The sequence below is a fragment of the Mesorhizobium sp. M8A.F.Ca.ET.202.01.1.1 genome, assembly GCF_004791595.1.
Taxonomy (GTDB): Bacteria; Pseudomonadota; Alphaproteobacteria; order Rhizobiales; family Rhizobiaceae; genus Mesorhizobium.
The window spans coordinates 40,218-57,668 of the sequence record NZ_SRUN01000008.1 but is presented as its reverse complement, the minus strand read 5'-3'; the positions used below and the strand labels follow the sequence as shown (position 1 = coordinate 57,668).

Sequence of the window (17,451 nt, the reverse complement as noted above, 5' to 3'; positions counted from 1 at the left end):
GCCATGACGTCGTCGTTTTCCCTGCTTGCATCGCTCATGCTTCTCTTTGGCGCGGTCCCCGTGCAGAAAGGTCTCGCCCAGATGAATCCCGACCAGCAAATCATTGCTCAAAGCCATCCCTATGCAGGCATGTGGGTGACAGCCGATGGCCATGTCCGTCACAAGCTGCTTCCAAATGGCCGGTACGACGAAGCGCGTGGAACCCGGGAGAGCGCGTATCGGGGGCGTTACGAAGTCCGGGGGCATCACATCGACTATTGGGACGATACCGGATTCACCGCCGATGGCACGTTCATCGACGGCGTGCTGCATCACGGCGGCATGATCTTGTATCGGAAGGAGTAGCGTCTGCCGGCTGGATCAGCCGCCGAGCCGGACGCGGTACAGTTCCAGAGGAGCGCCACGGGTCTCCGCCACCGGCTCCAGCCATTCCGGCACGCTGCCGCGCATCAGCCCGGCCAGAAAACCGTCCGGCGCCCTGGCAGCGAACAGCCGGCTTTCAGGGTTGTCGAGGCAGAGCGCGACAAGGCCGACATGGTGACTTTCGACGATGGCTTTGGCGTCGGTGGCCGAGCCCAGCAATGCATCGAACACGAGCAGGTTTCCGGCGACGTTGCGATGGTAGGGCCCGGCGAACACGCGATGACCGGTAAAGGCGAGGATGGGCGAGCCAAGATTGGAGATGGCAAGCACCGTGGTGGGGGCCATCGCGCCAAGCACGGCGAACGAGGCCTTGCTGTTGCAGGGCGCATCGATGCTGGCGTCCCTGGCGGGTGCAGCAGTTGCGAAGGCGCTCGAGGCGGCCTCGGCGGCACCCGACCAGATGGCATTGACCGAGATCAGCCAGGCCGCCGCCATCCTGAGTACCGAGCCGCTGGACGGGCTGGCTTCGGCCCGCTGTCGCCATTTGGCGATCCAGGCCGAAAGCGGGATCACCGCAAAGGCGATGGAGAAGGTCGAGCCGCGCACTTCCCAGGCGCTGACCAGGACCGCCACGACCAGCAGTGCGGCGACGAGGCTGTCCTGCCGCCGCCAGCCGCCATGGCTGAAACGGAGCGCCATCAGCACGATGGCCACCAGCGGCGTGGCAAAACGCGCCACGGCCCTTGCCGGATCGTCGACGACAAGCTGGACGATCGACTGCGCCTCCTCGATATAGCCGAGCCACATCTGCTGCAGGCGCGGGTCGAGATGGGCATAGGGCGCCGCCAGGCATTGCGGGAACAGCAACGCCACGACGAGGGCGAGAGCGACGGCAAGCAGGCCAAGCGACATCAGGCGCTGGGCGGCCGTCGCGTTGGCTGCCCTCCATGAAGCAATGATTGCCAGACCGGTGCCGGCAAGCGCTGTGACGGCGAACTGCACGAGCGAGAACGTGTCGCACTGGGCCTGGCCCCAGGACGAGACGGGGATGGTGGCGGCGAAGACCAGAGCCGAGACGCCGGCGACGCCGAGGCCGAAATCCCTGGCGATCAGCCTTTCGGCGTCACCATTGCCGAGAAACAGCAGAGCGACGACGGCGCCGAGGGCCCCGGCATAGGGCGCGCTTTCCATGCCGATGGCCAGGGTCAGCGTGGCGCAGATGCCCGCGACAAGGGCAGCCGGCCGATACGTGGGCGCCTCGAGCAGCAAGGCCAGGCTCGCCAGCGTCAGCATCAGCTGGACATTGTGATGATCGAGCGCGCCTGGGGAAAAAATCCCGATGTAATACAAGGCCGCCCCGCCGACGACGGCGGCGGGCAGCACAGCGGGCGGGCCGGCGAAAGCGCGCGCGGCGCGGATGATGAACAAGACCGCGATAAAGAACTGCAGGGCCGGCCAGACTATTTGCACGATCTGTTCGGCCAGGGCGGCGCTGCCAGTCAGGCTCGAAACGGCAAGGATGCTCAATGCCAGCGGCGCGTCGAGCAGCCGCGACCAGTGCATGACGAAGCCGCCCTCCAGCCCCATTCTGTATTGGTGCAAGTCGAACCAGCCTTGGCCCGCCAGCAGGTCGCGGACTTCGACCAGTTGCAGCAGGCTGTCATTGTCGCCCGCCGGATTGGCCAGTTGCGGGAATCCCTGCTGGGCATTGAGGCCGAGCAGCAGCAAGGCGGCAAGCAACGCGAACGCGATATCGGACTTCCCTGTGGAAGTTCCCGTTGCTGTGCTCATGCCGATCGCCCTTGGCGGGAATGCCGGGCCTTTCCAGGCCAATCGACACTCGTGAAGTCGGTCTTAAACCTAGCCTTAACGGCTTCAATAAATAGTAAAACCGCCTGAACGCGGCCGGTTTCCGGAGCGCGACCGCATGGTCGACAAGGCATTCGGAGACGAAAATGCCGCAAGACATCAGCCATGAACCCGTCATCGCCGTGCTCCTGCCCTGCTATAATGAGGAGCTGACCATCGCCGAGGTGGTGCGGCGGTTCCGCGAGACGCTGCCCGCGGCAACCATCTATGTCTACGACAACAATTCGAAGGATCTGACGGCGCTGCGCGCCCGCGCGGCCGGCGCCATCGTGGTTCGCGAGCCGCGCCAGGGCAAGGGCAATGTGGTGCGGCGCATGTTCGCCGACATCGACGCCGACATCTACCTGATGGCCGATGGCGACGGCACCTACGCGCCCGAGGACGCGCCGCAATTGATCAACACGCTCCTGACCGAGCGTTGCGATATGGTGGTGGGCACCAGGCGCGGCGTCACCGACGATGCCGGCAGGGCCGGCCATGCCTTCGGCAACCGGGCCTTCAACAGCCTCTACAAATGGCTGTTCGGCAGCGATTTCACCGACATTTTCTCCGGCTACCGCGTCTTCACCAGGCGTTTCGTCAAGAGCTTCCCCGCCGTCTCCGGCGGCTTCGAGATCGAGACCGAAATGTCGGTGCACGCCTCGCAGCTCAAATTGCCGGTCAGCGAGATTGCGCTCGACTACGGCCGCCGGCCGGAAGGCTCGTCGTCGAAGCTGTCGACCTTCCGCGACGGCGCCAGGATCCTGTGGATGTTCGCCATGCTGATGAAGGAGACGCAGCCGTTGCGCTTCTTCGGCGCCTTTTCGCTGTTCTTCCTGGCCTCGAGCCTGTTCCTGATGGCGCCGGTGCTGGTCGAATTCGCCGAGACCGGCCTGGTACCGCGCATGCCGACCTGGGTGCTGTCGGTCGGCCTGCTGCTTCTGTCCATGCTGGCGGCGGTGACCGGACTGATCCTCGATTCGGTCTCGCGTGGGCGCGCCGAGCAGAAGCGGATCTTCTATCTCTCCATGCCTTCGGGCCGTGTCGAGCGCCGCACCGGCGACGTGGTTCGGAAGCCGCAACCGGGCAAGGCCTCGCGTGCGGCCTGACCGATGCAACGCGTCGTCCGCTTTGTCTTCGCCGGCGGCATCGGCTTTGTCGCCGACGCCGCGGCGCTATGGCTGCTGCTCGCCGTCACGCCGCTCGGGCCCTTCGTCGCCCGGATGCTGTCGATCGGCTTCGCGCTCTGCGTCACCTGGCAGATCAACCGGCACCTGGCCTTCTCGCCGTCGAGCAGGGGCGTGAGACAGGAAGGCGCCCGCTATGGCGGCGTCGGCGTCGCCACCAGCATCGTCAACTATGCCGTCTACTCGGCCGTCCTGCTGGTGCTGCCGGCGGCGCCACCACTGGCGGCGCTTGCCATCGCTTCGCTGGTGGCCATGACGCTGTCCTTCCTGGGTTACTCGCGGCTGGTCTTCGACCGTTAACGGCGTGGCCCGATTGGCAGAAGGCGCCGGGACCCTTATATCGCTTGCGTTGACTGCGCTGGGGATCCGCCATGAAGCTGAAAATCGCCGTCCAGATGGACCATGTCTCGACCGTGTCGATCGCCGGCGACACCTCGTTCGCGCTGTCGCTGGAAGCGCAGCGGCGCGGCCATCAATTGTTCCACTACACGCCCGACCGCCTGTCGCTGCGCGACGGCAAGGTGTTTGCCCGCATCGAGGAGATGCAGGTGCGCGACGAAAAGGGCAGCCACTACTCGCTGGGCGAAAAGGTTCGCACCGACCTATCGGAGATGGACGTCATCCTGCTGCGCCAGGACCCTCCCTTCGACATGAACTACATCACCACCACGCATATCCTCGAGCGCATCCATCCGAAGACGCTGGTCGTCAACGACCCGGCCTGGGTGCGCAACAGCCCGGAAAAAATCTTCGTCACCGAGTTTTCCGATCTGATGCCGGACACGCTGATCACCAAGGATCCGCTCGAGGTGGCCGCCTTCCGCAAGGAATTCGGCGACATCATCGTCAAGCCGCTCTACGGCAATGGCGGCGCGGGCATCTTCCATCTGCACGAGGCCGACCGCAACCTCGCCTCGCTGCTCGAAATGTTCGGCCAGCTGTTCCGCGAGCCCTATATCGTGCAGCGCTACCTGAAGGATGTGCGCAAGGGCGACAAACGCATCATCCTGATCGACGGCGAGCCGGTCGGCGCCATCAACCGGGTGCCGGCCGAGCACGATTCCCGCTCCAACATGCATGTCGGCGGCCGAGCCGAGAAAACCGAGCTGACGGCGCGTGAGCGCGATATCTGCGCCCGCATCGGGCCGTCGCTCAGGGAACGCGGCTTCATCCTGGTCGGCATCGATGTCATCGGCGACTACATGACCGAGATCAATGTGACCTCGCCGACCGGAGTGCGCGAGGTACAGCGTTTTGGTGGCGCCGACATTGCCAGCCTGTTCTGGGACGCTGTCGAAGCGAAGCGGACATAATCCGTTTTCATTTTGTGTTAACCATGTTCCGCTTTTTGCAGCCGGCTACAACCGGGGCGCAACCGGTCCGGTTACCGGTTCCCCTGATGTTCCTGATTTGATCAAGGCTCTTCGACCCGGCGCTGTTCGCGCTCCCTGACATCAGCCGTCTCGGCCAGCACCCAGTCCCTGAACAGCCTGATCTTCGGGGTGTTGCGGCGGCTTTCGGAATGCACCAGCCAGTAGCCGTCGCCGTCGGACCCCATGGCCTCGAACGGCTGAATGAGCTGTCCTGTCGCCAGCAACGAGCTGTAGAGGTTGCGGGTGAGGATGGCGACGCCCTGATCGGTCAGCGCCGCCATCGCGTCGTAGGCCTGCGTGCCAAGCTCCGGGCCGGCTATGATGCGATCGGGCTCGAAGCGGGCGCCGGCTGCTTCGAACCAGATCTTCCACCAGGGATCGGTCGAACAGCATAGTGGCAGCTTGTAGAGATCCTCGGGCCGGCGGATGCCTCCCACGCTCCGCACCAGCCTCGGGCTGAGCATCGGCGTGTAATCCGCCTTGAACAGATAGTGGGCTGCCAGGCCCGGCCATTTCCCGGTGCCGGTGCGAATGCCGATATCCATGCCGTCGCGCCCAAAATCGGCCAGCCGGGACGATGTGTCGACTTTCACGGCAAGGTCCGGATGCATCAGCTGGAATGCTCCAAGGCGCACGGCGAGCCAGGTCGAGGCAAAGGTCTGGACCGTGGTGACCGACAAGACGCCGGTGGCGCCGCCCTTGGTCGCCACCCACGCATCGGCCAGCGCCGAGAAGGCACCCGATGCGTGCGGCGCCAGCTGCTCGCCGGCCTCGGTCAAGGCGATCTGCCTTGTTTTTCTTACGAAAAGCGGTGTTCCGGCGCGTTCCTCCAGCACCTTGATCTGGTAGCTCGCCGCCGACTGGGTCATGCCGAGTTCTTCGGCCGCCTTGGTAAAGCTGCCCAGCCGCGATGCGGCTTCAAACACCCTGATGGCGCCCAATGGCGGCAGGTCCCAGCTCATCACACATCAATCCTGTTGATGCATGATAAGCGACGTTCGATTGGAAGCCAAGAGCCGGCAAGCGCACACTCAAACCATCGACCGAACCCGAAAGGACATGGCCATGAACACTTCCACGCGGCGCGTCACAGTCCGTCATCCGATGCTGGACCTCTTCGTTGCTCCCTTCCGATCGCGGTCGCGCCGCCTGCTCGATCAGCGCGCGCTGTCCGACCATTTCAAGCGCGACATCGGCCTGCTCGACGGCCACGCGCCTTATGGCAGCATCCGCTAGACACGATTGGCGCACGGAGACGGAGAGAATGATGACCGTGCCCGCGAAAGCCCTGGCGCAGAGCCGTCGGACGGTCGAGTCGTATGAGGACTACGCGGTCCGTTATGACGAGATTGTCGGACATGTTCCCCACCCGAACGACCAGGCCGCGCTCAAGCGCGCCGCGGCGATCGCCGGGCCGGGCGGCCGAATCCTGGAGATCGGGTCCGGACCTGGCCGCGATGCGGACTTCCTGGAGGGCCTCGGCGTCAAGGTCCGGCGGACCGACGCGACGCGGCGCTTTCTCGAACTGCAGGCAGCACGCGGCAAGACCGGCGATCTGCTCGATGTGATCACCGACGAGCTTGGCGGTCCCTATGACGCGGTGGTGGCGCTTGCCGTGCTGATCCATGTGCCGCGCGACCAGATCGACCCGGTTCTGGAGAAGATCGCGCGGGCGTTGCGGCCCGGTGGTGCCTCTGTCGTCTCGATGCGCGACGGCGACGGCGAAACAAGCGGCAGATACCATACGGTCGACTGGCGCAAGGACGCCTTCGCGGCGCGCATCGAGGCCGCCGGCATGGAGCTTGTCAGCCACAGCTTCCGCGTCGGCAGGAAGGAGCGAGGGTGGAACACTTTTCTGGCGGTGAAGCCGTCGTGATCTGCACGGACTCCCGGAACATTCGCCTCCATCCTGCGCGGCTCGCATCGTCACGCGCTCGGTGAGGCGCCTTGCGGGCAGTTGCGAGCCCGTCGACGGTAGGCGCACGCCTCTCTTTGTTCCTGTATTGTTCTTGCCTTGGGCTAAAATCTGTGGTTGTCTCGCGTTGACGTCGCTCGCGGCCGGCTCACAAAGGCTGGGGAGAGACGGCATCGGGGGCAAAGAATGGTGGCGCGGGTTCGTACGGTCGCTTTCCAGGGCATCGAGGCCGTGCCGGTCGACGTGCAGGTGATGATCGCGCCCGGCAAGGTCGGCATCCAGATCGTCGGCCTGCCCGACAAGGCGGTGGCCGAGAGCCGCGAGCGGGTGCAGGCGGCGCTGCATGCGTCGGGCCTGTCGATGCCGTCGAAGAAGGTCACCGTTAACCTGGCGCCGGCCGATCTGCCCAAGGAAGGCAGCCACTACGATCTGCCGATCGCGCTTGGCCTGATGGCCGCCCTTGGCGCCATTCCGGGCGACATGCTGGCCGGCTATGTCGTGCTTGGCGAATTGTCGCTCGACGGCACGATTACCGCCGTGGCCGGCGCGCTGCCGGCGGCGATCGGCGCCAATGCCGAGGGCAAGGGCCTGATCTGCCCGTTCGCCTGCGGACCGGAAGCTGCTTGGGCGGGCGCTGATTTCGACATATTGGCGCCGCGCAGCCTGATTGCCATCGCCAACCATTTCCGCGGCACGCAGGTGCTGTCGCGGCCCGAGGCCGGCATCCGCGCCGCGCCGCGCGACCTGCCCGACCTCGCCGACATCAAGGGCCAGGAGACCGCCAAGCGGGCGCTGGAGGTGGCGGCTGCCGGCGGCCACAACCTGCTGATGGTCGGTCCGCCCGGCTCTGGAAAATCGATGCTGGCGCAGCGGCTGCCTTCGATCCTGCCGCCGCTGGCGCCGAAGGAGCTCCTGGAGGTCTCGATGATCGCCTCGGTGGCCGGCGAGCTCGGCGAAGGCAAGCTGACGGACCGGCGACCGTTCCGCGCTCCGCACCACTCGGCCTCGATGGCGGCGATGGTCGGTGGCGGCATGCGCGCCCGGCCGGGCGAGGTGTCGCTCGCCCATCACGGCGTGCTGTTCCTCGACGAGTTCCCCGAATTCACGCCGCAGACGCTCGATGCGCTGCGCCAGCCGCTGGAGACCGGCGACTGCATGATCGCGCGCGCCAACCACCGCGTCACCTATCCGGCACGCATCCAGCTGGTGGCGGCGATGAACCCGTGCCGATGCGGCATGGCCGGCGAGCCGGGTTATCGGTGCGTACGCGGCGAACGCTGCCGCACCGACTATCAAGCGCGCATCTCAGGACCGCTGCTCGACCGCATCGATCTTCGTATTGAAGTGCCGGCGGTCTCGGCCAGCGACCTGATCCGCCCCGACAGGGCGGAGAAGAGTACTGACGTTGCACTCCGCGTCGGCCGCGCGCGCACGCTCCAGCGCGAGCGCTTCGAACGGCTCGGCGTCAACAGCGCCACCACCAACGCGCATTGCGCGCCGGCTGTCATCGAGGCGATCGCCATGCCCGATGCCGCCGGCCTGTCGCTGCTCAAGGACGCCAGCGAAAAACTCGCCTTTTCCGCCCGCGCCTACCACCGGGTGTTGAAAGTGGCGCGCACGCTGGCCGACCTCGACGCCAGCGAAACCGTCGGCCGCATCCATCTGGCCGAGGCGATTTCCTATCGCATGAGCGCGGAGCGTGTGGCGCAGGCGGCGTAGAGACCGCAGCACTGGGCACAACATTGCCGGCTCTACGCTCGCGAGGCGACCTCGAGGCACCGGCCGGGCCGGTGACGGCTGGCAGATAACGTTTCGAAGCTGCGCGATGCGCTTGGGCTGAACTGAGCCCATTCAGGAGGGTCCGTGGGCCGGTTCCGGTCCAAGCTTGCGCCAGCTCAGCCCTGTTTCGCCTTCAACTCCAGCCGCCGCTTATGCAGCACCGGCTCGGTGTAGCCATTCGGCTGGCTGGTTCCCTTGAACACCAGGTCGCAGGCGGCCTGGAAGGCGATCGAACTGTCGAAATCCGGCGCCATCGGCCGGTAGAGCGGATCGCCGACATTCTGCAGATCGACGATGGCCGCCATGCGCTGCAGTGAATCCCTGACCTGGATTTCCGAGCAGACCTTGTGGCGCAGCCAGTTGGCGATGTGCTGCGAGGAGATGCGCAGCGTGGCGCGGTCTTCCATCAGGCCGACATCGTTGATGTCCGGCACTTTCGAGCAGCCGACGCCCTGGTCGATCCAGCGCACGACATAGCCCAGAATGCCTTGCGCGTTGTTGTCGAGTTCGCGCTGGATCTCGTCGGGTGTCCAGTTCGGCCGCACGGCCACCGGCACCGACAGGATATCGTCGAGTTTCGCCTTCGGCCGGCTCTTCAGCGCCGCCTGGACGGCGTGGACATCGACCTTGTGATAGTGCGTGGCGTGCAGCGTCGCGGCCGTCGGCGACGGCACCCAGGCAGTGTTGGCGCCGGCCTTGGGGTGGGCGATCTTCTCGACCAGCATCGCCGCCATCAGATCGGGCATCGCCCACATGCCCTTGCCGATCTGGGCATGACCGGCCAGCCCGCATTCGAGACCGGTGTCGACATTCCAGGCCTCGTAGGCGGAAATCCAGGCGGCCTGCTTCATGTCGCCCTTGCGGATCATCGGGCCGGCTTCCATCGAGGTGTGGATCTCGTCGCCGGTGCGGTCGAGGAAGCCGGTGTTGATGAACACCACGCGCTCCCTGGCGGCGCGGATCGCTTCCTTGAGGTTGATGGTGGTGCGCCGCTCCTCGTCCATGATTCCCATCTTGATGGTGTTCTTCGCCATGCCGAGCAGCGCCTCGACGCGGTCGAAGATCTCGACCGCGAAGGCGACTTCCTCCGGTCCGTGCATCTTCGGCTTCACCACATACATCGAACCGGCGCGGGAGTTCATCCGCCGCCCCTTCGGCCCGACATCGTGCAGCGCGATCAGCGCCGTCATCGCCGCGTCCATGATGCCTTCCGGCACCTCGTTGCCGTCACGGTCCAGAATCGACGGATTGGTCATGAGGTGGCCGACATTGCGCACCAGCATCAACGAGCGGCCAGGCACGGTGAGTTGGCCGCCGGCGGGTCCAGTGTAGGCGCGGTCGGGGTTGAGCTTGCGGACAAAGCTCTTGCCGCCCTTGCTGATCTCTTCGGCGAGGTCGCCCTTCATCAGGCCGAGCCAGTTGCGGTAGACGACGACCTTGTCCTCAGCGTCGACAGCGGCGACCGAGTCCTCGCAGTCCTGGATGGTGGTCAAAGCCGATTCCAGGATGACGTCGGCGATTCCAGCCGGGTCGGTGCGGCCGATCTGGTTGGCGCGGTCGATCAGGATCTCGATATGGAGGCCGTTCTTGACCAGAAGCACGGCTTCCGGATTCTCGGCATCGCCGCGATAGCCGGCGAACTGTTTCGGGTCGGCAAGGGTGGTGGCGCCGGCGCCCTCGCCGAGCTTCAGCGCGCCATTGGCGATCGAGAGCCCGTTGACGCCTGCCCATTTGCCCGTGGTCAGCGGTACCGACTGGTCGAGGAAGTCCTTTGCCCAGGCAATCACCTTGGCGCCGCGCGCGGGGTTGAAGGCCTTGCCCTTCTGCGCGCCGCCGGTCTCGGGAATGGCGTCGGTGCCGTACAGCGCATCGTAGAGCGAACCCCAGCGCGCATTGGCGGCGTTGAGCGCATAGCGCGCGTTCATTACCGGCACGACGAGCTGCGGCCCGGCGACGACGGCGATTTCCGGATCGACATTTTCGGTCGAGACGCTGAAGGCCGGACCTTCGGGAACGAGATAGCCGATCTCCTTCAGGAACGCCTTGTAGGCGCCCATGTCGATCGGCGCGCCCTTGTCTTGGTACCAGCCGTCGAGCTTCTCCTGCATGGCATCGCGTTTCGCCAGCAGCGCCCGGTTCCTGGGCGCCAGATCATGGACGATGGAGGAGAATCCGTTCCAGAAGCGCGCCGCTTCGATGCCGGTGCCGGGCAACGCTTCGTCGACAACGAAGTCATGCAGCTCGCGAGCAATGCGCAATCCGGCGATCTCGATGCGATCGGTCATCAGGCTAACTCCAGATGAAAGGCTTTGCGGGGCGTTTGGCATGTTGGGGGTGCAGGGTCAATTCAGCTTAGGGTGAAGGTGGGGCATTTTGGGCCTTCTTTGAAGACACATCCGTGCGGATGTGTTCTTCATCTGTTTGCGTGCGCCATTCTGAACCGTTCGCTCTACCTCCAACGTCACGGAATGGATCCTAGGGTCTCCGCAACGTCGCTTCGCTCCTGCTCCGCCCTAGGATGACGAACGCGCAGGATTCAGGTCAGGCCGAGTCGAAAATGGTGGCGTCCGAGAACCGGAGCGGAGCGTACTTAAGGTACGTGAGCACCGGAAGCGCAGGACGCCGCCATTTGCAGGCCGGCCTCACCTGAATCTAAACCGCGATCCTTGGCCTGCCCGAGGCCACTGCCACGACATGCGCTTCGATGAACATGCGCTGCGCTTCGACGGTCGAGACACGGAACTCCGTCGCGACCTCGATCTCGGCGCTGTCGGTGCCGGCATCCCGGGCGCGTTGGGCGACAATGGCCCGCACGTCGGCCTCGGCGGCCGCGATCGCCGCCGCTTCGTCGAGGAAGTCGCGCACCGTTTCGCCCGAGGCAAGCCGGAACAGGCCTTCCTTGGGCTGGCTGACGCGGGCCTCGGCCGAAACCCTGACCTGGCCGACGACGGCGCCGAGCGCGTTGGCGACATCGGTATCCCGGGGCACCACGCAGTCATTTCCGACCAAGGGCGCCAGACCGGCGTAATGCAGGGGGGCCGAAGCGCCCAGCCCAATGACGGGACGGTCGAGCGCGACGCTGAGGCGAGCGATGCCTGGATGCGCATCGACGGCGCGCTGCACCAGCGCGTGCGCCACGGTGGCCGCACCATCGAGCCCGTCCTCGGCAAAGGCGGTTTCCAGGATGTATTCGGCCGACCAGCGCGTCAGCGTCACCAGCACGCGTTCCGAAATCACCTCCGGTGATGCGGCGATCGGCTGGCCACGGCCATCGCGCCTGCGGGCGAACAATTCGGCGCCAAGGCGAGCGGCGGCGACATCCCAATTCGCCTGCTTGCCGAGCACATGAGCGGCGTCCGATGGCGTGAAGCCTGAGATATGCACCAGCCCGCGCGAGACCAGGCGGTTCAGGGTGGCATTCTGGGCGTTCGATGTCAGCAGCCTGTCGAGGGCAAGCGGCGTCGCGCCGATCGCCTCGTAGAGCTTTGCCTCCGGGACGGTCAGCCCCGCCGCGAGCCGGTCCGGCACGCCGGTGCGGACCGCGAAGCGGCCATCCATGCGGCCGGTGTTGGGGGCGCGCAACTGGCGTTCGAGCTCCGCCGTCACCGCCTCGCCATGCGCCATGCCAGCCAGCGCCAGCGGCACCAGCCGGCGCGGCCCGAGCAGGATTTTCGGGTTGAGCGCGCCATCCTCCAGCGTCACCTCGGAATCACCGCCGAGGCCGAACGTGCGCATGGCGACCGCCTCGACCATGGTGCGGAAGCCACCGACGGTGGCGCCTTCCGGATCGAGCCGCGGCCGGCCGCCATCGAGCACGGCGACGTCGGTGGTGGTACCGCCAATGTCGGACACCACCGCATTGTCGAGCCCGGTCATGTGGCGGGCGCCGACGAGGCTGGCGGCGGGGCCCGAGAGGATCGTCTCGATCGGCCGCTGGCGGGCAAACGCCGCCGAAACCAGCGCGCCATCGCCACGCACCACCATCAGGGGCGCGGCGATGTCGCGCGCCGCGAGAAAGCCCTCGGTCGCCGCCACCAGCCGGTCGATCATCGAGATCAGCCTGGCGTTGAGCAGCGTGGTGAGCGCCCGGCGCGGACCGCCGAGCTTGGCCGACAGTTCATGGCTGGCCGTGACCGGCAGGCCGGTCCTGTCGCGGATCAGCTCGCGGGCGGCGATCTCGTGCGCGGGATTGCGGGTGGCGAAATAGGCGCAGACGGCAAAGCCGGACACCGAGGCGCCGAGTTCCGTTAGCATCGCCTCCAGCCCGGACAGATCGAGCTTTGCCGCATTGCCATGCACATCATGGCCGCCCGGACAAAACACCACCGGGTCGGTGCCAAGTGCGGTCTTCAAGCCATCGCGGGCAAGATCGGCCTCGGAAAAGCCGATCATGACCAGTGCCACCCGGCCGCCCTGACCCTCGACCAGTGCGTTGGTGGCGAGCGTCGTCGACATCGAGACCAGCTTGATGTCAGCCGGATCGGTGCCCGCTTTCTCCAGCACCGCATCGACGGCGCCAGAAATGCCGACGGCCAGATCATGCCGCGTGGTCAGCGCCTTGGCCTTGGCCAGCACCTTGCCCTTGTTCGCTCCCTGCTGGGGACCTTCGGTCTCGGACCACAGCACGGCATCGGTGTAGGTGCCGCCGGTGTCGATGCCGAGGAAGAGAGGTTTTGGCTTGGTCATTTTGGGGCGGGGTCCGGGCAGATTGTTTGGTTGCCTGCCCTTAGCGGATACGGGCTTGCGGATAAAGCCGGGAGAGATGGGCCACAAGCGATCTCCCCCCTCGTGGGGGAGATGTCCGGCAGGACAGAGGGGGGCGCTGTCCCGCCGACCTTGCCGCGGTTATGGCAGCATCAGCCAAGCCCGGCCGCCATAACAATATGCTGGCACACATTATCGATGTCGCGAATGACGTCGTCGTTCCAGAAGCGCAGAACGATTCAGCCGTCTTGCTCCAGGCGCAATGTCCTGGCTTGGTCGCCGGTGATTGGGTCCGCATGCTGGGAGCCATCGACTTCGACGACAAGTTTCTTCTCCGGACAAGCAAAGTCGACAATGTAGCCGGCGATTGGAAATTGCCGGCGGAAGCCAAGCCCCATCAAACAGTGCGCGAAGCTCGTTCCACAGCTTCAATTCAGCTGGTGTCGTGACCTTGCGCATCGATCTGGCGTTTGCGCGATGTCTTGGAGGCAAAGGCGTATGAGGCGTTGCACTATTCGCTGCGTGTTGGAGGCAGCGCTCTACGGCGCCCCCTCTGTCCTGCCGGACATCTCCCCCACGAGGGGGGAGATTGGCTACTCACCTATCCCACAAACCCCACCTTCTTATGACTGCCATCGCAGAACGGTTTATTCGCGGAATGGCCGCAGCGGCAAAGGAAGACCTTGGTGGTGCGGTCGACCGTGTGACCGGTGCCGGTGACGATCTCGACATTGCCTTCGAGCTTGAGCGGACCGTTGGGGGTCGGCGTCGCCTTCAGCGGCCCGTCACGGGCCTCCAGCGCGGGCGTGTCCTTCAACGCCGGTTCGCCGGTGGCGGCAAAGCCCGCCTTGATGTGGCTGTTGTCGCAGAACGGCTTGTTCTGCGAGGCGCCGCAGCGGCAGAGCGTGGCGCGATAAAAAGTCTCGTCACCAAGCACGATCTCGGCATGCACCGCCAGCGGACCATTTTCTCGTAGCCGCACGGTGTTGACCACTGGTGGCTTTTCCTGCGGCCCGCCATCCTTGCGCACATAGGTGATGGCGCCCGAGGGGCAGTTCTCGGCTAGCGCGACGATCTTTTCGACGCTGGCCGCCTCGGGATGGATCCATTGGCCCGGCGCATTGGGCACGAAGACATGCGGGTCGCCCAGCACGCAATTGCGCGAATGGATGCAGCGCTTGCCGGAAAATCCGACGTCGATCTTGTCGCTTTCGACCGTGCCGGCCACTGGCGTGCTCCCTGTTTGCCTGGAGCACGCCGCGCCTGAATACGCGGCGTGCCTTGGGTATTTGGACAGGCTATGGCTCCCAGCAGGAAAACCGTCAAGCGGGCAAACCGGTCAGGGGACCAGATCGATCTCCTCGGTCTCGCCGCCGCTGCAGGTATAGCAGCAATCCTCGCATTTTTCCTTGTTGCCGGGGCCGACGCCCCAATAGGTGCCTTCGTCGCCGTCGACCCAGGCGCCATAGCAGATCGATTCGCCTTCGTTGCAGGAAATCGGCAGCTGCTTGGTCTCGCCGTCGTCGAGATAGAAATCCTTGCCATCGCCCGGCCAGACATAGTCGCGGTCCTGGCTGTAGAGCTCGAGGCGCATGGCATTGGGGTGGCTGTTCTTGACGGCGAAGGTGACGTCGCCGGCATGGGCGGCTGGGACAAACAGGACGGCAAGCGAAAACGCGGCGGCAAGCCGGCGCGCGGATGTGAAAGACATGGAAACCCCCGATGTAGAATCGGCCCCCACGGCCGATGGGGGGATCATGGCATGACGCGGGCCGGCGCTAAAGGGATGATGCCGGCAATCCCTGCCAAATCATCGCGGCATTTCGCCTTATCGCTGCCAAAAGGGCAGCTTGGTCGCCTTATCGCTGCCAGAAGGGCAGCTTGGCGGTTTCTTCCTCGACCTGCCGTGTCGTCAAGCCGATGTCGTCGATCAGATGCGGATTGGCCTGCGCCATCTGCTTCAGCTGCCAGCGAAAGTGTGCCTGCTCGCGCCAGGCAGCGATGGTGTTTCGCAAGCTCGCCAGGCTGTAGCGCCGATGCGGCGCGTGCGTGGAACTTGCGGGCATTCCCGGCCGCAGTGCCTGCGGGACCGAAGCAAGGATATGGTTCATGACAACCTCCGTGGGGCCGGACTTGATGGCCCTCGAGCTGAAAGAGGTTGAATTCTGCCGGATACGAACGCTGCCGTAATTAAACCCTCCCAAATAGTTCTCAAAAGTTCCAAACCGGCGTCTAACGCTTTGTTTTCACGCAATTCCCTGGCAATGCGCTACACGCTTCTCCGCTTCGCGTTTTGCCTCGAATTGCTCTATAGATGCGCCGATGCAGGGAGAGCGCTTTGCCTTTGGCCCGTTCGTGCTCGATTCCGGTGCGGGAACGCTGCTCCGGAACGATGCCCCCGTGGCCATCGGCTACCGCGGGCTGAAGCTGCTCGCGGCGCTGGTCGCAAGATCCGGTGAAATCCTCGAGAAGGCCGAATTGATGGACGCGGCATGGCCCGGCACGGCCGTCGAGGAAGGCAACCTCACCGTCCAGATCGCGCAGCTGCGCAAGCTGCTTGGCCCGCCCGGCATTGCGGGTGAAGGGAGCGGCGAATGGATCGCCACCGTTCCACGCGTCGGCTATCGTTTCACGGCGGCCGTCGAACACCTCAATGGCGCCAAGCGAAAGCCGTTGCCGCTGCCTGACAAGCCATCGATAGCGGTGCTGCCCTTCGTCAATTTCAGCAACGATGCCGGGCAGGACGCCTTCTGCGACGGCTTGACCGAAGACCTGATCACCGACCTGTCGAGGATCTCCGGCCTGTTCGTCATCGCGCGCAATTCAACCTTTGCCTACAAGGGAAAGGCGATGGACGTGCGCGAGATCGCCAGGGAGCTTGGCGTCCGCTATCTGCTGGAGGGCAGCGCGCGGCGCGATGCGGGGCGCGTGCGCATCAACGCGCAGCTGGTCGACGCGGCGAGCGGCGATCATCTGTGGGCGGAGCGCTTCGACCGCGGCCTGGACGATATCTTTGCCGTCCAGGACGAGGTGACCGCCAAGATCGTGGAGGCGCTACTCGGCCGGCTGCGCGCGCCGCCGCCACGCAACCGGCCCACCAATCTCGACGCCTACGATCTGTGCGTGCGGGCGCGCAAGCTGATCGACGCTTCGCCGCAGACGGCGCGCGAAGCGCATCTGATGCTGACGCGCGCGGTCGCGCTCGATCCCGGCTACGCCGAGGCCTATCGCTGGCTCGCCATGAACCACTGGATGGGATGGGTGCATTGGGGCGAGCCGATCGACCCCAACCGCCGCATTGCCCTGGATCTGGCTCGCAAGGCGGTCGCGATCGATCCCAACGATGCCGGCTGCCACTGGGTGCTCGGCAATCTGCTTGCCTATGAGCATGATTTCGCCGAGGCGGATGCCGAATTCGCCAGGGTCTTCGAACTCGACCCCAACGAGGCCGACGCCTGGGCGACATTGTCCGACATAACGACGCTCGCCGGGCGGGTCGAGGAGGGCCTGGAGCAGATCCGCAAGGCGTTCCGGCTGAACCCGTTTCCGGCGAGCTGGTACTATCTGACGCTCGGCCAGGCGCAATATGCGGCGCGGGACTATGAAGCAGCCATCGAGACTCTGCGCCGGGACGAGACCTACCGCACCAGTTCACGCCGCTTCCTGGCGGCGAGCCTTGCGCAACTTGGCCGGCTCGACGAGGCGCGCGCCGAGGTCGAGCTGTTCCTCGTCGGCAACCCGCATTTCACCACCAGCCATTGGGTCTGGACCGAGCCCTTCCGCGACGACGCGACGCGCGCGCATTTCATCGAGGGCTTCCACAAGGCCGGCCTTCCAGACTGACGCGTCGGAATAACCGCCTGCACGAGATCCCTGATCACGGCACCAGGTCGATCGTCTCTGTCGTGTGTTCCACGCAAATGAAGCAGCAGGTATCGCAAGGCTGGTCGTTGTTCGGCCCGACGCCGGCGGAAATCTTGTCATTGCCCTCGACCCAGGCGCCATAGCAGATGCGTTCGCCCTGATTGCAGGAGATCGGCACTGATTTCTGCGAGCCCGGATCGACGAGAAACACCTTGTCGTTGCCCGGCCAGACGGTCTCGCGGTCGCGGCTGAACAGCTCGACCGCGACCCCTTCCTTGCGCAGGTTCTTGATGAAGAAGGCCATGTCGGCGGCCTCGGCCGAATTGGCCAGGACCAGTGCCGCCAGCGCAACCATGCGAAACAGCGTCACCGCCGACCTCCCCCGAATCATCGCGGGCAGGTTCGCACGCCTGCCGGG

Annotated in this window: 16 protein-coding genes and 1 pseudogene; 8 read left to right on the top strand and 9 right to left on the bottom strand. The window is 65.3% G+C overall.

The window, feature by feature from the left end; all coding sequences use genetic code 11:
- The first annotated feature begins 3 nt into the window (after positions 1 to 3).
- Positions 4 to 345: an Atu4866 domain-containing protein gene (locus EN845_RS18260; RefSeq protein WP_127871118.1), complete on the top strand. Its 342-nt coding sequence runs from the start codon at positions 4 to 6 to the stop codon at positions 343 to 345.
- Positions 346 to 360: 15 nt separating this feature from the next.
- Here the strand turns inward: EN845_RS18260 and EN845_RS18255 are convergent, their stop codons facing one another.
- Positions 361 to 2,154, bottom strand: a complete 1,794-nt coding sequence (locus EN845_RS18255) for a GtrA family protein (RefSeq protein WP_127871117.1) — start codon at positions 2,152 to 2,154, stop codon at positions 361 to 363.
- Between the two features lie 164 nt (positions 2,155 to 2,318).
- Between EN845_RS18255 and EN845_RS18250 the strand changes: the two genes are divergently transcribed.
- From EN845_RS18250 to gshB, 3 genes are all read left to right on the top strand, one after another.
- Complete coding sequence (locus EN845_RS18250; RefSeq protein WP_127871116.1) at positions 2,319 to 3,320, top strand: glycosyltransferase; 1,002 nt, start codon at positions 2,319 to 2,321, stop codon at positions 3,318 to 3,320.
- A 3-nt stretch (positions 3,321 to 3,323) separates the two neighbouring features.
- On the top strand, positions 3,324 to 3,698 hold the full coding sequence (locus tag EN845_RS18245; RefSeq protein WP_127871115.1) for a GtrA family protein: 375 nt from the start codon (positions 3,324 to 3,326) through the stop codon (positions 3,696 to 3,698).
- A gap of 71 nt (positions 3,699 to 3,769) precedes the next feature.
- Positions 3,770 to 4,711, top strand: a complete 942-nt coding sequence (gshB, locus tag EN845_RS18240) for a glutathione synthase (RefSeq protein ID WP_127871114.1) — start codon at positions 3,770 to 3,772, stop codon at positions 4,709 to 4,711.
- Positions 4,712 to 4,812: 101 nt separating this feature from the next.
- On the opposite strand, the gene EN845_RS18235 is transcribed toward gshB, so the two are convergent.
- Positions 4,813 to 5,733 carry a LysR substrate-binding domain-containing protein gene (locus tag EN845_RS18235; RefSeq protein WP_127277973.1) on the bottom strand — a complete coding sequence of 307 codons (921 nt, stop codon included), beginning with the start codon at positions 5,731 to 5,733 and terminating at the stop codon, positions 4,813 to 4,815.
- Positions 5,734 to 5,836: 103 nt separating this feature from the next.
- On the opposite strand from EN845_RS18235, the gene EN845_RS35530 reads away from it, so the two are divergent.
- The 3 genes from EN845_RS35530 to EN845_RS18225 all read left to right on the top strand — a co-directional run bounded on the left by EN845_RS35530 (position 5,837) and on the right by EN845_RS18225 (position 8,405).
- Complete coding sequence (locus tag EN845_RS35530; protein ID WP_167531389.1) at positions 5,837 to 6,007, top strand: hypothetical protein; 171 nt, start codon at positions 5,837 to 5,839, stop codon at positions 6,005 to 6,007.
- Positions 6,008 to 6,038: 31 nt separating this feature from the next.
- Entirely contained in the window at positions 6,039 to 6,647 is a 609-nt protein-coding gene (locus tag EN845_RS18230; RefSeq protein WP_127871113.1) for a class I SAM-dependent methyltransferase, read from the top strand.
- Positions 6,648 to 6,872: 225 nt separating this feature from the next.
- Positions 6,873 to 8,405 carry a YifB family Mg chelatase-like AAA ATPase gene (locus tag EN845_RS18225; protein ID WP_127871112.1) on the top strand — a complete coding sequence of 511 codons (1,533 nt, stop codon included), beginning with the start codon at positions 6,873 to 6,875 and terminating at the stop codon, positions 8,403 to 8,405.
- A gap of 176 nt (positions 8,406 to 8,581) precedes the next feature.
- Here EN845_RS18225 and EN845_RS18220 read toward each other — a convergent pair whose 3' ends face one another.
- The 6 genes and pseudogenes from EN845_RS18220 to EN845_RS18195 all read right to left on the bottom strand — a co-directional run bounded on the left by EN845_RS18220 (position 8,582) and on the right by EN845_RS18195 (position 15,280).
- On the bottom strand, positions 8,582 to 10,750 hold the full coding sequence (locus EN845_RS18220; protein ID WP_127871111.1) for a malate synthase G: 2,169 nt from the start codon (positions 10,748 to 10,750) through the stop codon (positions 8,582 to 8,584).
- A gap of 367 nt (positions 10,751 to 11,117) precedes the next feature.
- Positions 11,118 to 13,151, bottom strand: coding sequence for a hydantoinase/oxoprolinase family protein (locus EN845_RS18215; protein WP_127871110.1), 2,034 nt, complete (start codon positions 13,149 to 13,151; stop codon positions 11,118 to 11,120).
- A gap of 170 nt (positions 13,152 to 13,321) precedes the next feature.
- Positions 13,322 to 13,628: pseudogene (locus EN845_RS18210) on the bottom strand (endonuclease domain-containing protein).
- Positions 13,629 to 13,770: 142 nt separating this feature from the next.
- Complete coding sequence (locus tag EN845_RS18205) at positions 13,771 to 14,397, bottom strand: CDGSH iron-sulfur domain-containing protein (RefSeq protein WP_127871109.1); 627 nt, start codon at positions 14,395 to 14,397, stop codon at positions 13,771 to 13,773.
- 111 nt (positions 14,398 to 14,508) lie between these two features.
- The gene (locus tag EN845_RS18200) at positions 14,509 to 14,880 is read right to left on the bottom strand and encodes a hypothetical protein (protein WP_127279667.1); all 372 of its coding nucleotides are present in this window, start codon (positions 14,878 to 14,880) and stop codon (positions 14,509 to 14,511) included.
- A 148-nt stretch (positions 14,881 to 15,028) separates the two neighbouring features.
- Positions 15,029 to 15,280, bottom strand: coding sequence for a DUF1127 domain-containing protein (locus EN845_RS18195; RefSeq protein ID WP_127871108.1), 252 nt, complete (start codon positions 15,278 to 15,280; stop codon positions 15,029 to 15,031).
- 211 nt (positions 15,281 to 15,491) lie between these two features.
- Between EN845_RS18195 and EN845_RS18190 the strand changes: the two genes are divergently transcribed.
- On the top strand, positions 15,492 to 17,012 hold the full coding sequence (locus EN845_RS18190) for a winged helix-turn-helix domain-containing tetratricopeptide repeat protein (RefSeq protein ID WP_127871107.1): 1,521 nt from the start codon (positions 15,492 to 15,494) through the stop codon (positions 17,010 to 17,012).
- Positions 17,013 to 17,046: 34 nt separating this feature from the next.
- Here EN845_RS18190 and EN845_RS18185 read toward each other — a convergent pair whose 3' ends face one another.
- Positions 17,047 to 17,403, bottom strand: coding sequence for a hypothetical protein (locus EN845_RS18185; protein ID WP_127871106.1), 357 nt, complete (start codon positions 17,401 to 17,403; stop codon positions 17,047 to 17,049).
- Between the last annotated feature and the right edge of the window lie 48 nt (positions 17,404 to 17,451).

Bases quoted from the DNA above. Each gene is read 5' to 3' on its own strand.
- EN845_RS18215 (WP_127871110.1), bottom strand. From the start codon at position 13,151: ATGACCAAGCCAAAACCTCTCTTCCTCGGCATCGACACCGGCGGCACC.
- EN845_RS18230 (WP_127871113.1), top strand. From the start codon at position 6,039: ATGACCGTGCCCGCGAAAGCCCTGGCGCAGAGCCGTCGGACGGTCGAG.
- EN845_RS18225 (WP_127871112.1), top strand. From the start codon at position 6,873: ATGGTGGCGCGGGTTCGTACGGTCGCTTTCCAGGGCATCGAGGCCGTG.
- EN845_RS18195 (WP_127871108.1), bottom strand. From the start codon at position 15,280: ATGAACCATATCCTTGCTTCGGTCCCGCAGGCACTGCGGCCGGGAATG.
- EN845_RS18220 (WP_127871111.1), bottom strand. From the start codon at position 10,750: ATGACCGATCGCATCGAGATCGCCGGATTGCGCATTGCTCGCGAGCTG.
- EN845_RS18200 (WP_127279667.1), bottom strand. From the start codon at position 14,880: ATGTCTTTCACATCCGCGCGCCGGCTTGCCGCCGCGTTTTCGCTTGCC.
- EN845_RS18190 (WP_127871107.1), top strand. From the start codon at position 15,492: ATGCAGGGAGAGCGCTTTGCCTTTGGCCCGTTCGTGCTCGATTCCGGT.
- EN845_RS18250 (WP_127871116.1), top strand. From the start codon at position 2,319: ATGCCGCAAGACATCAGCCATGAACCCGTCATCGCCGTGCTCCTGCCC.
- gshB (WP_127871114.1), top strand. From the start codon at position 3,770: ATGAAGCTGAAAATCGCCGTCCAGATGGACCATGTCTCGACCGTGTCG.
- EN845_RS18255 (WP_127871117.1), bottom strand. From the start codon at position 2,154: ATGAGCACAGCAACGGGAACTTCCACAGGGAAGTCCGATATCGCGTTC.
- EN845_RS18245 (WP_127871115.1), top strand. From the start codon at position 3,324: ATGCAACGCGTCGTCCGCTTTGTCTTCGCCGGCGGCATCGGCTTTGTC.
- EN845_RS18260 (WP_127871118.1), top strand. From the start codon at position 4: ATGACGTCGTCGTTTTCCCTGCTTGCATCGCTCATGCTTCTCTTTGGC.
- EN845_RS35530 (WP_167531389.1), top strand. From the start codon at position 5,837: ATGAACACTTCCACGCGGCGCGTCACAGTCCGTCATCCGATGCTGGAC.
- EN845_RS18235 (WP_127277973.1), bottom strand. From the start codon at position 5,733: ATGAGCTGGGACCTGCCGCCATTGGGCGCCATCAGGGTGTTTGAAGCC.